Origin of the sequence: Aquimarina brevivitae (genome assembly GCF_004216895.1) — a bacterium.
Lineage (GTDB): Bacteria > Bacteroidota > Bacteroidia > Flavobacteriales > Flavobacteriaceae > Aquimarina > Aquimarina brevivitae.
In genome coordinates, this window is the sequence record NZ_SGXE01000001.1 from 97,520 (window position 1) to 112,872 (window position 15,353).

At 36.5% G+C, this 15,353-nt stretch carries 11 protein-coding genes; 9 read left to right on the forward strand and 2 right to left on the reverse strand.

Annotated elements, in window-relative coordinates; all coding sequences use genetic code 11:
- Positions 1-349 precede the first annotated feature (349 nt).
- Positions 350-3,172, forward strand: a complete 2,823-nt coding sequence (gene polA / locus EV197_RS00425; RefSeq protein WP_130284761.1) for a DNA polymerase I — start codon at positions 350-352, stop codon at positions 3,170-3,172.
- Positions 3,173-3,270: 98 nt separating this feature from the next.
- Positions 3,271-4,104 carry a TerC family protein gene (locus EV197_RS00430; RefSeq protein WP_130284762.1) on the forward strand — a complete coding sequence of 278 codons (834 nt, stop codon included), beginning with the start codon at positions 3,271-3,273 and terminating at the stop codon, positions 4,102-4,104.
- Here the strand turns inward: EV197_RS00430 and EV197_RS00435 are convergent.
- Positions 4,101-5,285, reverse strand: coding sequence for a serine hydrolase domain-containing protein (locus EV197_RS00435; protein ID WP_130284763.1), 1,185 nt, complete (start codon positions 5,283-5,285; stop codon positions 4,101-4,103). The genes EV197_RS00430 and EV197_RS00435 overlap by 4 nt on opposite strands.
- A gap of 58 nt (positions 5,286-5,343) precedes the next feature.
- Positions 5,344-8,031, reverse strand: a complete 2,688-nt coding sequence (locus tag EV197_RS00440) for a DUF5916 domain-containing protein (protein ID WP_423190643.1) — start codon at positions 8,029-8,031, stop codon at positions 5,344-5,346.
- 278 nt (positions 8,032-8,309) lie between these two features.
- On the opposite strand from EV197_RS00440, the gene rplM reads away from it, so the two are divergent.
- The 7 genes from rplM (at position 8,310) to EV197_RS00475 (ending at position 15,347) form a co-directional block, all read left to right on the forward strand.
- On the forward strand, positions 8,310-8,765 hold the full coding sequence (gene rplM / locus EV197_RS00445) for a 50S ribosomal protein L13 (RefSeq protein ID WP_130284765.1): 456 nt from the start codon (positions 8,310-8,312) through the stop codon (positions 8,763-8,765).
- Complete coding sequence (rpsI, locus tag EV197_RS00450; protein WP_130284766.1) at positions 8,765-9,151, forward strand: 30S ribosomal protein S9; 387 nt, start codon at positions 8,765-8,767, stop codon at positions 9,149-9,151. The genes rplM and rpsI overlap by 1 nt, the downstream gene beginning before the upstream one ends.
- A 127-nt stretch (positions 9,152-9,278) precedes the next feature.
- Positions 9,279-10,082 (forward strand): 30S ribosomal protein S2, encoded by an 804-nt coding sequence (gene rpsB, locus EV197_RS00455; protein ID WP_130284767.1) that lies wholly within the window; start codon positions 9,279-9,281, stop codon positions 10,080-10,082.
- Positions 10,083-10,223: 141 nt separating this feature from the next.
- Positions 10,224-11,045: a translation elongation factor Ts gene (gene tsf / locus EV197_RS00460; RefSeq protein ID WP_130284768.1), complete on the forward strand. Its 822-nt coding sequence runs from the start codon at positions 10,224-10,226 to the stop codon at positions 11,043-11,045.
- 441 nt (positions 11,046-11,486) lie between these two features.
- Positions 11,487-12,194 (forward strand): UMP kinase, encoded by a 708-nt coding sequence (pyrH, locus tag EV197_RS00465; RefSeq protein WP_130284769.1) that lies wholly within the window; start codon positions 11,487-11,489, stop codon positions 12,192-12,194.
- A gap of 50 nt (positions 12,195-12,244) precedes the next feature.
- Positions 12,245-12,808, forward strand: a complete 564-nt coding sequence (frr, locus tag EV197_RS00470; protein ID WP_130284770.1) for a ribosome recycling factor — start codon at positions 12,245-12,247, stop codon at positions 12,806-12,808.
- A 91-nt stretch (positions 12,809-12,899) separates the two neighbouring features.
- Positions 12,900-15,347 (forward strand): DUF5686 family protein, encoded by a 2,448-nt coding sequence (locus tag EV197_RS00475; RefSeq protein WP_130284771.1) that lies wholly within the window; start codon positions 12,900-12,902, stop codon positions 15,345-15,347.
- The last annotated feature ends 6 nt before the right edge of the window (positions 15,348-15,353 follow it).

Consider the following 15,353-nt stretch of genomic DNA (forward strand, 5'->3'; position numbering starts at 1 on the left):
TTTAAGTTAAAATTAACGCTATTTATAGCTAACTTTATAAGAAATCCAATTTTTTGGAGTTATAGGTATATAATTCTTACTATTTTTTTCTTTAGATAAAAAATAATTATTCGTACCTTCGTCCCTAGCGCCTACAGTACTATGGGCAATTGAATTTGAATTCGTCTATCGTTAAAAATATTTAAGATAATTGATAACATAGTTATCAATTTTATTTTGGGGCGAAATGCCGTCAGTCCTTGACGGCATTTCTTTTTTAAGCCATTTAGTAAACTCCTATAATATTCTAAATTCGTGTCCATTTTTGGAATTCTAATTTTTATATTGCAATTCATAATTTTTTAAAGCGATCATGTCACAAAAACGTCTTTTTCTTTTAGATGCCTATGCATTAATATTTCGTGGTTATTATGCACTTATCAAAAATCCCAGAATTAATTCTAAAGGTCAGGATACCTCAGCCATTATGGGGTTTGTCAATTCACTCTTTGACGTCATTAAAAGAGAGAAACCAGACCACTTGGCGGTAGCCTTTGATAAGGATGGAAGCGCAGATAGGGTTGAAATTTTTCCGGAGTATAAAGCTAATAGAGACGAAACACCTGAAGCTATACGGATTGCAGTTCCTATCATACAGGATATTTTAAAAGCGATGCATATTCCAATCATAGAACGGTCTGGTGTAGAAGCAGATGATCTTATTGGTACAATCGCCAAACAAGCTGAAAAAGAAGGGTATCAAACCTATATGGTGACACCGGATAAAGATTATGCACAGTTAGTTTCTGAAAATATTTTTATGTACCGCCCAGCAAGAATGGGTAATGGCATTGAGATTTGGGGTATTCCTGAAGTTCAGAAAAAATTTGAGGTAGAACGTCCAGAGCAGGTCATTGATTACTTGGGTATGATGGGAGATTCAGTGGATAATATTCCTGGACTACCCGGTGTAGGAGATAAAACTGCTAAAAAGTTTATTGCGCAATTTGGTTCTATGGAAGAATTATTAGCCAATACTGATCAGCTCAAAGGCAAAATGAAAGAAAAGGTAGAAGCCAATAAAGAGCTAGGAATGCTTTCTAAAAAACTAGCAACCATCATGATCGACTGTGATGTGGAATTTGACGCTTCAGATTATGAACTTTCAGAGCCAGATGCACAGAAAGTTCAAGAGATATTTGAAGAATTAGAATTCAGACGGTTAAAAGACCAGTTTATAAAGATTTTCTCAGGTGAAGAAACTTCTACCACTCAAGTAACGAGCACGAGCACCGCAAAAAAACAGGCTGCACAAGCTGGAGCCGGTCAGTTTTCACTCTTTGGAGAAGAGGGTAATGATATTGAAGAATATTCATCTCGAAAAACGATTGAGAACACCTCTCACTTCTATCAAACCGTACAGCCAGGAATGGCGATGAACTTATTTATCCAAAACCTACTAAAGCAAAAAAGTGTCTGCTTCGACACCGAAACCACTGGTTTAGATCCGTTAACAGCCGAATTAGTTGGTATCGCTTTTAGCTGGGAAACCGGAAAAGGATTTTATATCCCCTTTCCTGAAGCAAAGGATGAAGCACAAGAATTAATTGAAGAACTACGACCATTCTTTGAGTCTGAAACCATCGAAAAAATTGGACAGAACTTAAAATACGATATTAAAGTTTTGGCCAAATACAATGTGGAAGTCAAAGGCGATTTATTTGATACCATGTTAGCCCACTATCTGATCAATCCAGATATGCGCCATAATATGGATGTATTGGCTGAAACCTATCTTAACTACACTCCGGTTTCAATTACAGATTTAATTGGCAAAAAAGGTAAAAATCAAAAATCCTTCAGGAGTGTACCGATTGAAAAACAAACCGAATATGCAGTAGAGGACGCTGATATTACCTTTCAATTAAAAGAACACTTTGCACCCGAGCTAGAGGAAGCTAAAACACTTTCCTTATTTAGAGATATTGAAATTCCATTGCTCAAAGTATTGGCGGCTATGGAAATTGAAGGGATCAATCTTGATAAAGACTTTTTAAACTCGCTATCAGAAGCCTTAGATCATGATATCAAAAATTTAGAAGAAGCAATTTATAAAGAAGCAGGCGAAGAATTTAATATTGCATCGCCTAAACAATTAGGTGTAATATTATTTGAAAAACTTAAGCTGGTTGATAAACCCAAAAAAACCAAAACGGGTCAGTATTCTACTGCAGAAGACGTATTGAGTTATTTGGCTAAAGATCACAAAATCATTCAAAATATTTTAGATTATCGTGGACTAGCCAAACTAAAAAGTACGTACGTGGATGCTTTACCCTCTCAGGTCAATGAAGCCACTCATAGAGTGCATACCGATTATATGCAGACCGTTGCGGCAACAGGAAGACTAAGTTCTAATAACCCTAACCTGCAAAACATACCGATCCGTACAGAAAGAGGAAGACAGGTACGAAAAGCATTTGTTCCCAGAAATGAGGAGTATACCTTATTGGCAGCGGATTACTCTCAGATAGAACTTAGAATCATTGCAGCACTTAGTAAGGAGGAAACGATGATCGAAGCCTTTAAAAAAGGAGAAGATATTCACGCTTCAACAGCGGCCAAAGTATTTAATGTACCGATTGAAGAAGTAACTAGAGAACAACGTAGCAATGCAAAAACAGTAAACTTCGGGATTATCTATGGGGTTTCTGCTTTTGGTTTAAGTAATCAAACAGATCTTACCCGTAGCGAATCAAAGGAATTGATTGACACCTATTATAAAACCTATCCCAAGCTACGCAATTATATGAGCGATCAAGTTGATTTTGCCAGAGAACACGGTTATGTATCCACGGTCTTAGGAAGACGACGTTACCTTAAAGATATTAATTCTGCCAACGCTGTGGTCCGTGGAGCGGCAGAACGAAATGCTGTTAACGCACCTATACAAGGTAGTGCCGCTGACATCATTAAAATTGCCATGATCAATATCCAAAAAAAGCTCAAAGAAGGGAACTATAAAACCAAAATGTTATTACAGGTACATGATGAATTGGTATTTGATGCGTATAAAACAGAATTGGATGAGGTCAAGAAGATGATCAAAACTGAAATGGAAAACGCATATACCCTAGAAGTACCCTTAGACGTGGATATGGGCACAGGAAACAATTGGTTAGAGGCGCATTAATTGAAATACGCAACGTTTTTTTACATATCATTAATGCAATTGATGTAAATGATTTTATCAAAATTCTATATTTGCACACCAAACCAATTCAATAAATAATGGAACAACTTTTTACATTAGACAGCTTGATCACCCTTTTTATGCTGGTGTTGCTTCAGGCAGTGTTAGGTTTTGACAACTTATTATACATCTCATTAGAATCGAAAAAGGCCCCAGCAGCAAAGCAAAGCTTTGTGCGCAAAATGGGCGTTGGACTGGCAATCATATTAAGGATCGTACTGCTGTTTGCCCTGATGTCCTTGATTCAGTATTTCCAAAAACCATTTGCCGCGCTACACGGTAATGATATCCTGGAGTTTGAATTTAATGTGCATAGCGTAATTGTACTAGCCGGGGGTGTTTTTATCATCTATACAGCAGTTAAGGAAATATGGCATATGATGCTTTTCCACGAGCACGAATCCAACGAAGAAAGTAGCAAAAAAGGATCCATCAATATGATCATATTTTGGATCGTTATTATGAACCTGGTATTTTCATTCGATTCTATCCTAAGTGCGTTAGCACTAACCAGTGGTATGGAATACGCTTCTCAATTAACACTAATGACCATTGCTATTGTAGCTGGTGGTATATTAATGATTGTTTTGGCTGATAAAGTATCTAACTTTTTACAAAAGAACAGAATGTATGAGGTATTAGGACTTTTTATACTTCTTATTGTAGGGATTATGCTGCTATCAGAAGGAGGACATTTAGCACACCTACACCTATTTGGCAACCCTATTACCCCAATGAGCAAAACTACCTTCTATTTTGTTATTGTGGTTTTAGTGCTTATTGATATTGTTCAAGGACGTTATCAAAAAAAGCTCTTAGCACAGAAAGAACTTCGAGAAAACAGTTTTAAAAATAAAAAAGCAGACCTCTAGTCTGCTTTTAGTTTTTTATAGAAATCATAATAATTCAAGAAGGTTGGTATTACGGGGCCATTAAACTGGTTCGGCCCATTAAATAAAATGCAGATACCAATTTTATTTTCGGGATCGATCATCAATTGAGTTTTGTATTCGTTTACATTACCTCCGTGATATATAATTCGTCTACCGTGGTAATCCAAGATGCGCCATCCCATTGCATAATAGGAGTCCGTTACCCCTTCCCATAAATTGACATAGGTATCTTCATTACTTGTACAAATTCTCGGGTTAAAGATGTCTTTTAAACTGTTTTCGGATATGATATCAGGTCGATACCCTAGTAACACTTTGAGATAGGCGCCCATATCAGAAATTGAAGCATTGATCCCACCGGCAGCAGGTACATTATAGTACCCCTTGTGCAACTTTGTCAAATAATAGGTGTTAGAGTAATGATTATACGTATGTGGCTTGGCTACATTCGTATTATCCATAATATCATGGTAGGTTAAGCTTGCATTGTCCATACCCGAAGGATTAAATAACCGTTCTTTCATAAGTTGCTGGAAAGAATTTCCGGTTTGGGCTTCCATAACCTTTTCAATTACCGAAAACATCGCATTCTGGTATTCATAATCCACACCTTCTTCATCAACCACTCCCTTATACCTGAATTGCTTTATCAATTGGTCCCTGGATACACCTCTACTGATCAATCGGCTAAACGTATACTTATACAAACCAGTGGTGTGCGATAATACGTGATTTACTTCTAGTCGATTGGATTGGCCGTGATCCTTTAAACTGAACTCAGGAAGTACTTTTTTAATTTTTTGATTCCACCGCAACTCACCTTTATCGACTAGATTACCTGCCAAGACTGCAGTGACTCCCTTTGATAAACTGGCAATTCTAAAAACGGTATGGACATCTACTGAATCCGTAGTATGAATCCTTTTGACACCAAAACCTTTTTGATATACCACCGTAGAATCTTTGACTATCACCACAGCGGCACCTGGACACTCTGATACGTTAAAATTAGTGGTAAAAAACTTATCGTACTGTTCTAAAAACAAAGTGAAACTGTCTTCCTTAACCACTTCAGGCTCCTTCAAATTGACCTCCTCTTTTACTGCATTGTCCTGACAAGAAAAAAACAAGAATATCCCTAGAAAATAATAGTATTTCATATACCGCAACTCTTTTGGGGTGCAAAATAATCTTTATTTGTCTTTGTATCAAAGAAACTTAAAGTACAAATCTGTAGGTAGCCTTAATCAGAAAGGTATTTTCTGGTTGTTGATTTAAAATCTGATTATCTAAACTTCTAAATAAATTATTTTGTGCATCCCCCAGTCCGTTGATCCCTTGAGACCATACCAAGAAAATCTCAGACCCAGGAATATACTCCCAGCGTACAACCAGATTAGATCTAAATTGTACAAAAGCAAAGTCAGGATCTGAAAAGGAATAATCTGCCCCTCCTCCATCTTCGTCAATCGTGTACCGCCCATTAGCATATGAAATTTGGTCATCTTCATATAACGTTACACGTTGATTTAAATCCTCGGCTGTAGCATCATTAACAAAATTGAAATCCGTATACCGACCTCTAGATATAAAAGGCTGACCATAGTATTGTATGGTAAGGTTAGGATTGATATTATAATTTAAACGGATACTAGCGCTTAAGGTCTGCTGGTCAATATTAGCAGTAATATACCTTGGTGTTCCATTGAAATCCGTCTCCGTAACATATTGTGTTTTATTAGGGTTACGCTCAAACTGTGGGTTCAACGAAAGACTAAATGCATCAAAAGGCTGATAATTTAAACGGAGTTCATATCGCTGTAGTGAAAAATTATTCTGCTTAGCAGATGAATTGACGTGACCTAGAGTAAAGTTAAACTTCTTACTCTGATCAGATCCAAAGTACACAAACGCAAAATTTTCTTCAGAAAATCGAAATCTTGGGCCTCCTCTTAAAAAGGTATTGGTAAAAATTCTTGGTTTATGACCCAATCCAACCTCTGTCCACCAATTATTTTGGTAATTGATATAATTATTAAATTCATACTGAATTCGATTGTAGTTGCCTTCAAAATCATAGGTAGTAAACTGGCTTAGATTAATATTAGCCCTTCTATACCATTTTGTGGGTTTTAAAAAAAGGTAGCGCAACCCTGCAAATTGTATGATTTCATCCGCCTGTCTTAAGAAACCAACATCATTCAGTTCTAATTCTGGCGAACGCCAAAAGAATCCTCCATCATACCTCAAATTGCCACCACCAGATCTACCCGCTGACAATTTACCGCCTGTACCTGTTAAAGAGGTCCTTGTAGGGTCAACCTCTACATGACTGGCATCAACTCGTTGAAACAAATGTGTTAATTCTTGCTGTGTAGCTGCTATGGCCTCCGGTGAACCTTTCACTTGACTTGCTACAATATTACCCTCGACAAAATATTTGCGATCTTTCCAATTATGTCTAAAATCTAACCCTCCGGTATACGCAGCCTCTCGTAGAAAGTTTAGGTTATTTTCTCGCAAACCGATTAATTCAGCGGTTTCATCTGTATTAGGATTAGTATAATCAATATTGAGTATATCGCTTAGATTTCGGTTCGTTGCTGTAAAAATACCGCCAATGTAGGTGTTACGGTCATTAAAATCCTTCTGTACCCTACCTACCAAATAGTTGGTCATGGGTTCAACGACTGCTTCTCTTCTATTACCATTTAGATCTTCAATTTGGGCTAACTCCCTTGCAGTTACACTTTCTAAAAGTCCTACGGACCATCCGTTCTTCGTCTTTCCACTAAATTTAGCCGCACCTAATATGGTAGTGTTTTGCGGTGTATCAACAAACTCTCTGTTAGTGGCATTACCCACAAAGCCTTGAGGACTTCTCCCAATTCTACGAGAGTAAAAGAGATTATCCTGACCATTAGCAAAACGGTAATCAAATATGTTTTTATTTTCTACAAAGAAAGGACGTTGTTCTCTAAAGAAAATTTGAAAACCATCCAGCGCAATAGCTGCTGGGTCTGCTTCCACCTGACCAAAATCTGGGTTAACCGTTAAATCAAGTGTAAGATCATTAGTTATCCCAATTTTAGCATCTAATCCCCCATTTAATTTGAAATCATCACCGTCTCGAAACGGATTTCCTTCCTCCTCAGGAAAAGTATCATACTGTACCACACCAAAGGGTTGTATCTCTAACTGATGTTGAGGTTCGATATCGATTAAACCATGAAGCTCTCCAAATTCACTTACAAAACCAGGAGCATCCGCAGGAATTCGTTGCCAGGCAGAGCGTTCTTGTTTTCTAAACAGCATTCTAGTGACTTGTAATCCCCAAATCTGCTCTTTACTTTTTCCAAACTTTAATTGACTTAATGGAATTTTTATCTCTCCTACCCAGCCCTTATCATCTATACTGGCGGATGCATACCAAATAGGATTCCAGCTACTATCCCAATTGTCTCCATTTTGACTTACAAACTCATCACCTTTAACCCCTGCAGCAGTAATTGTAAAAGAAAACGCAGTACGTTTGTCGTGATACGTATCTAAAATGATTGTTATTCGGTCTCCGGCAAAACCATCTCGGCGCGATAATCGTTTTTCAATATTTTCGGGTTCTTTATCAAAACAACGATACGCTACATATAAATATTTCTGATCATAAATAATTTTAAATCTGGATTCCTGGTCCGGTGGTGTATTTTCATCAGGATTACTCTCTATAAAATCCGCTGTCCAATCGATGATATCCCAAGCTTTATCATCCAGAACTCCATCTATTACCGGTGCCTTAGCAGCACCAAGCGCTTTTGTAGTATATACTCTTTTAGGAACGGTACTATCCTCATTTTGTGCTAGTAGCAACTGGCAACAAAACAAAAACAATAAAACATATATATTCACTGTTACTATTTTTTGATTGATTGACCCGCCTAAAATGACTTATTAAAACGATATTTGTCACACCCAATTCTTATTTTTAATAAAAGATTAACAAGATGAACGCTTAGTTCACTACTACTTTGAGGAGAAATTGAAGACCTAAACATAGGTTTCTGTATATCAAGGAATCATAGACTTAAATATTCTCAAAATCCTGTTTGCTATATAAATATATAATTGTACATTTGCACCCCTATTTACAATAGGAAAGGAATGTTTAATAAGTAAAATTAATAAGTGTGGACACATTAAGTTACAAAACAGTATCTGCCAACAAGGCCACTTCTAACAAAGAATGGTTACACGTAGATGCTGAAGGACAGACTTTAGGACGTCTATCTTCTGTAGTTGCAAAGCTACTTAGAGGAAAGCACAAACCTAACTTTACCCCACACGTTGATTGCGGTGATAACGTAATTGTTACTAACGCCGAAAAAATCAACTTAACTGGTAAAAAGTGGACGGAAAAATCATATATCCGTCACACAGGATATCCAGGAGGGCAAAGAAGTCTTACTGCTCAGGAAATGTTTGAAAAAAATCCAGAGCGTTTAATTGAAAAAGCGGTTAAAGGAATGCTTCCTAAAAATAAATTAGGTGCAGATTTATTCCGTAATCTAAAGGTGTATGCAGGATCAGATCACAATCAAGATGCGCAAAAGCCTAAAACTGTTAACTTAAACGAATTTAAGTAATGGAAGTTATTCACAAAATTGGTCGTAGAAAAACAGCTGTTGCCAGAGTTTATATTAAAGAAGGCTCAGGAAACATCACCGTTAATAAAAAAGACTTAAACACTTACTTCACTACAGGTACATTGCAGTACAAAGTCAATCAACCACTTGCTATGACTAGCAACGAAGGTAATTTTGACATCAATGTTAATGTATACGGAGGAGGAATAACAGGTCAGGCAGAAGCTGTACGTTTAGCCATATCCAGAGCGATGTGCGAACTAAACGAGGAGAATAGAGGAATCCTAAAACCAGAAGGGCTTTTAACAAGAGACCCAAGAATGGTAGAACGTAAGAAATACGGTCAAAAGAAAGCCCGTAAGAAATTCCAGTTCTCTAAACGTTAATCTATTAAAAAATGTATTTGTTGTTACCTCAATAAGAGGGTTAGTTTAGCATCTAAATATTCAAGGCCGTATCAATAGATAGCCACTTGAGTATTGCTAATTCAACAGAACGTAAACTATTACAAAAATGGCAAACAATATCGAAGTAAAAGAATTGCTTGACGCAGGTGTTCATTTTGGTCACCTAACAAGAAGATGGGATCCAAATATGGCTCCATATATTTATATGGAACGAAATGGGATTCACATCATAAACTTATATAAGACTGCTGCAAAAATTGATGAAGCTAGCGAAGCGCTTAAAAAAATTGCAGCATCAGGAAGAAAAATACTTTTCGTAGCAACGAAAAAACAAGCTAAAGAAATTGTAGCTGAAAAAGCAACACAAGCAAACCAACCTTACATTACTGAAAGATGGCCTGGTGGAATGCTTACCAACTTTGTTACTATCCGTAAAGCTGTTAAGAAAATGGCTTCAATTGATAGAATGAAAAAAGACGGTACTTTTAATACACTTTCTAAAAAAGAACGCTTACAAGTTGATCGTTTGAGAGCTAAATTAGAAAAGAACTTAGGTTCTATTTCTGATATGACCAGACTTCCGGGAGCATTATTTGTTGTTGATATCACCAGAGAACACATCGCTGTAAAAGAAGCTCAAAAATTAAACATTCCTATTTTCGCAATGGTGGATACAAATTCTGACCCAAGACAGGTAGAATATGTAATCCCTGCGAATGATGATGCTTCTAAGTCAATCGATAAAGTGATGACTTATGTCACTGATGCAATCTCTGAAGGATTAAATGAAAGAAAAGCCGCTAAAGAAGCTCCTAAAAAAGAAGCTAAGGCAGAGGCTCCTAAGAAAGAAGCAAAAGCAGAAGCTCCAAAGGCAGAAGCTGATAAAGCAGCTAAGCAAGAGGAAGAATAAACGTTCATCAACCATTTGGTTTTTTTGAATAGTTTAAACTTAACTATATCATAAAATTAAGGAGTCGTTTAGTTCTATACTTTTGTACATAATGAGCTAAACGACTCGTTTTTTAACAACACATATTAAACTTTAAGAGATATGGCAAAAATTACAGCCGCAGAAGTAAATAAATTGCGTAAAGCTACAGGTGCCGGAATGATGGACTGCAAAAAAGCATTAGTAGAAGCAGACGGTGATTTTGATAAAGCAATCGAAGTTCTTAGAAAAAAAGGACAAAAAGTAGCTGCTAACAGAGCTGATAGAGAATCAACTGAAGGTGCAGTTATCGCAAAAGTTAATGCAGAAAACAATAAAGGTGTTATTGTATCGCTTAATTGCGAAACTGATTTTGTTGGTAAAAATGATTCTTTCGTAAATCTTGCACACCAATTAGCAGAAATCGCATTAGCGGTAAGTAGCAAAGAAGAACTTTTAGCGCAGCAAATTGATGGTATTACTGTTGAAGAAAAGCTTACTGAGCAAACTGGAGTTATCGGAGAAAAGATAGAAATCGGAGACTTTAGAACATTAGAAGCTCCATTTGTAGGATCTTACATTCACGCTGGTAACAAAATCGGTGTATTAACTGGTTTATCTGCAAATGCTGATGGTGCTGATGTTGTAGCAAAGGATGTTGCTATGCAAGCTGCAGCAATGAACCCAGTAGCACTTAATGAAGATGGCGTAGATCAGGAAGTGATCGAAAAAGAAGTTGAGATCGCTAAAGATCAACTACGTCAGGAAGGAAAGCCAGAAGATATGTTAGATAACATTGCTAAGGGAAAAATTAAGCGTTTCTTCAAAGACAACACTTTAGTAAACCAAGCTTTTATTAAAGACAGCAAGCAAAGTGTTGCGGATTACGTAAAAACACTTGGTGATGTAGAAGTAGTTGCTTTTGAAAGAGTAGCTTTAGGATAAACATACATCATAATAAACATAAGAAAAAGCCGCTTCCAAGAAGCGGCTTTCTTCATGTTCGAAATATTAAGTAGGTAATCGCTAAGATATTTTTACTTTCTCATTTCAGACCCCTCTAAAATGTTACCCCAAAAAAGACTAACTCCCCAATTAGTCTGAAGCAAACGTTGTGGCACCTAAGTACTCCAACTTTACTTCGAAAAAACACCGGAGCAAAACCTTTCAAATATTTCGATTTCCCTAGTTTTTTGTTTTCTTTTAGCAAACTTAGGATATTAGTATGCACCAATCAAGCCTTTGATTGGGGGAAAAACACCCTTTTTAATCAGGGGATCTTTGACACCCTAATCTTATAATTTAAAATGAGCTGCTTGCTTTGCGCTTAGAAAGTATTTTGTAAATTGATAATATCACTATATTTGCACGACAGTAAATTGCAATATGAAATACAAAAGAATATTACTAAAGCTTTCAGGAGAAGCACTAATGGGTGATCGTCAATACGGAATTGATCCTAATAGATTGGCAGAATACGCTCAAGAAATCAAAAGAATTACCGCTGAAGGTGTCCAAGTTGCCATAGTTATTGGAGGAGGTAATATTTTTAGAGGTGTAGCCGGAGCAAGTAAAGGAATGGATCGTGTACAGGGAGACCATATGGGTATGTTGGCTACCGTAATCAATGGGTTGGCCTTACAAAGTGCACTTGAAGACGCAAAAATACCTACTCGACTACAATCTGCGGTTAAGATAAATGAAGTAGCAGAGCCCTTTATAAGAAGAAGAGCAATCAGGCATCTCGAAAAAGGCAGAGTGGTTATATTTGGTGGAGGTACAGGAAACCCTTATTTTACTACAGATTCCGCTGCAGTACTTAGAGCGATCGAAATCAAAGCTGATGTTATTTTAAAAGGAACACGCGTTGATGGTATTTACACGGCAGATCCTGAAAAAGATGCAGATGCTACCAAATTTGATTTCATAACATTTGATGATGTATTAAGAAAAGGCTTAAAGGTTATGGATACCACAGCATTTACGCTAAGCCAAGAAAATGAATTACCAATTATTGTATTTGATATGAATAAAGCTGGCAATTTATTTAAAGTAGTATCTGGAGAACCAATAGGAACACAAGTAAACTTATAAACCAAATTAGTTAATATTTGTATAGAACGAACAACTAAAATGTCTTAACAATGAACGACGAAGTAAAATTTATTCTGGATTCTACTAAAGAGGCGATGCAGGGGGCAATTACTCATTTAGAGAAGAAGCTATTAAACATTAGAGCAGGTAAAGCTTCACCAGCTATGTTAGGTAGCGTTATGGTAGAGTACTATGGAACACCTACTCCATTGAATCAAGTGGGTAATGTCAGTACACCAGATGCCAGAACGATTACAATTCAACCTTTTGAAAAATCCTTAATAGGCGAAATCGAAAAAGGTATTCTTGAAGCAAATTTAGGCTTCAATCCTATGAATAATGGTGAAAGTGTTATCATCAATGTACCACCATTGACTGAAGAGCGAAGAAAAAACCTGGTAAAACAGGCTAAGGCTGAAGCAGAAGAATCTAAAGTCGGAGTAAGAAACGATCGAAAGAACGCCAACAATGACATTAAAAAATTAGAAAAAGAAGGATTGTCTGAAGATATGGCCAAAAATGCAGAAGTTGATATACAAGCGCTAACAGATAAATTCATCGATAAAATAGATGCTATGTTAGCGATTAAAGAAAAAGAAATTATGACAGTTTAAGTATAGTAAAATACTATTGTTACAATAAAGTGTTTCGGTACTAACGAAGCACTTTTTTTGTATATTCGTTCAATTGAACCTTTTTCCTCGAATGCGTATATTTTTCCTTTATCTACTTTTGATACTACCACTTGGTGTTGTTGCCCAATTTAACATTTCAGGAAAAGTTATTGATATCACCACAGGCGAGCCACTACCCTTTGCAACCTTAAATACATCCGAAGGCTCCTATGCCTTAACCTCCTCAGAGGGTACATTTTTTATACGATGTAAAAAGCTGCCATTACAAATACAGTTTAACTACCTAGGGTATCATCAAAATACCATAACTGTCCAGAAAAAAAGTAAAAGAACAAATCTACTGATCAAGTTAAAACCAGATCATCAACAGTTATCTGCAGTAAAAATTGATTTTGAAGGTGGCATTGCGGCTAATATCATCAAAGAAGCCATTCAAAGAAAAGCACAAAACAATCCTGAAAAGAAGTTAAATAGCTATCGCTATAAAACATATAACACTTTTAAAATTACTGAAGACAATCAAGCTAGATTAACTTCTGCTGAAGACACTACGAATGTAGAAATGGAAAACCTATTTAATAAAGCACATTCGTTTTTTTCAGAAAAAATCAGTTTACATCAATACCAAAAAGGTAAAGACCGTAAAGAAACGGTTTTAGCGACAAGAATGACCGGTTTTAAAAAACCAGTTTATGACGTACTCGGCATAAACATTCAATCTACCTCTCTGTATAATGAAGACTACATCATCTTTGATAATCGATATGCAGGCCCTTTATCAAATAATGCTACTCGAAACTATTATTACAAAGTATTAGATACACTTCAGGGGCAGCGCCCAGCTTATGTAATTTTGTTTCAACCTCGTCGATCCAAAAAAGTAGCAAGTCTAGAAGGAGTACTGTATCTAGACATGCAAACTTTAGCCATTCAAAAGGCAGTCGCAGAAGTTCGGGGTAAACTAAATATTGTAGTAACACACGATTTCCAGTATTACCAAGAAGCCCAGGTTTGGTTTCCGCAAAGTCAAAAATTGACAATCAAGCCAGGATTTGGAAAACAAAAAGTAAGCCTGTTTGGTGGCCAAATCTCGGTGGGTAGTTTGCAAAACCGTAAAAAGGACAACATAAAAAATAACGACTTCCTTATTTCTCAAACTGACATAAAAGAAGTTGAACTTAATGCAGACCTAACGCTTAAAAGTATTGCTCCTGCCATATCCATAGCCCCTGAAGCCATTAACCGACCTGAATCCTATTGGCAGAAATATAGAACAGATACGATTTCAAAAATAGATCGTAATTCCTTTGGCGTTGTTGATAGCATCGTCAAAGCTCAACACATTGAACGGAGAATAGACGTAATTCAAAGTTTTAATATCGGTTACTATCCCGTAGGGTTTTTTAATTTTGATTTAACCTATCCTTTAAAATATAACAACTATGAGGGGGTAAGAACTGGTATTGGAGGGATTACCAATAAAAAGTTTTCAGAATTATTTAGACTAGAATCGTATTTAGTGTACGGTTTTAGAGATGGCAAATTTAAATATGGTATTGGCGGAGGGGTTTTACTTAACCAAAATAAAAGTTCTTGGTTAAATATTAACTACAAAGATGACCTAAGAGAAGTCGGAAGCTTTGCTTTCCTAACGGATCGAAGGGTGTATTCACTATTTGAGCCGCGATTAGTAAACATTGATTTCTATTACAAACACAGAACATATAGCACCAGCTTACAACATCGGATTTCCCCAAAATTACTAACCGAAACCCAAGTTTCCATTAGTGATATTGAACAAACAGGTGGATATCAATTTTTGGATGATGGCGAAGCATTTTCATCTTATAAAATGGCAGAATCCTCTATTTCTTTACGGTGGACTCCCTTTAGCAAATATCTTAAAACACCAACGGGATATAAAGAAGTCTATGACGGATATCCAAAAATAACGGCCCAGTACACTCAAGGATTTAAAGGATTTTTAGAAAGTAATTTTAATTACAGCAAAATTGCTGTTAAAGCGGAGTATGCCATTCAACGCTTAAATTTATCGCGAACCAGCTTTCTTTTTGAAATGGATATCGCCAGTGGTAATATCCCACTAACACATCTCTTCCACGCGTATCCTAATGCACCAACCAAGGAAACAGTATTACAACGCTTCTCTGTAGCCGGCAGAAGAAGCTTTGAAACTATGTATTTTGGTGAATTTTTTAGCGATAAATTAGCCACACTTCAGATCAGGCATCGTTTACCTCCGTTTAGAGTTTCAGAAAGTATAAAACCAGAATTGGTTTTAATCAACCGATATGCCATTGGCGATGTACGCAATCAGCAAAACCACCAAGGTGTTTCCTTCAACTCATTACAACACGGCTATCAAGAATCCGGTTTTGAAATCAACAAAATAATAGCGGGTTTTGGACTGAGTTTCGCCTACCGGTATGGGGCATATCATTTGCCAAGCTTTGCCGATAACCTATCTTTTAAGTTTACCTTTTATTTAAAGCTCTAACTAAGA

Excerpts from the sequence above, each read along its gene's own strand:
- EV197_RS00430 (WP_130284762.1), top strand. The coding sequence starts at position 3,271 with ATGGAACAACTTTTTACATTAGACAGCTTGATCACCCTTTTTATGCTG.
- EV197_RS00435 (WP_130284763.1), bottom strand. The coding sequence starts at position 5,285 with ATGAAATACTATTATTTTCTAGGGATATTCTTGTTTTTTTCTTGTCAG.
- rpsI (WP_130284766.1), top strand. The coding sequence starts at position 8,765 with ATGGAAGTTATTCACAAAATTGGTCGTAGAAAAACAGCTGTTGCCAGA.
- rpsB (WP_130284767.1), top strand. The coding sequence starts at position 9,279 with ATGGCAAACAATATCGAAGTAAAAGAATTGCTTGACGCAGGTGTTCAT.
- tsf (WP_130284768.1), top strand. The coding sequence starts at position 10,224 with ATGGCAAAAATTACAGCCGCAGAAGTAAATAAATTGCGTAAAGCTACA.
- pyrH (WP_130284769.1), top strand. The coding sequence starts at position 11,487 with ATGAAATACAAAAGAATATTACTAAAGCTTTCAGGAGAAGCACTAATG.
- frr (WP_130284770.1), top strand. The coding sequence starts at position 12,245 with ATGAACGACGAAGTAAAATTTATTCTGGATTCTACTAAAGAGGCGATG.
- EV197_RS00475 (WP_130284771.1), top strand. The coding sequence starts at position 12,900 with ATGCGTATATTTTTCCTTTATCTACTTTTGATACTACCACTTGGTGTT.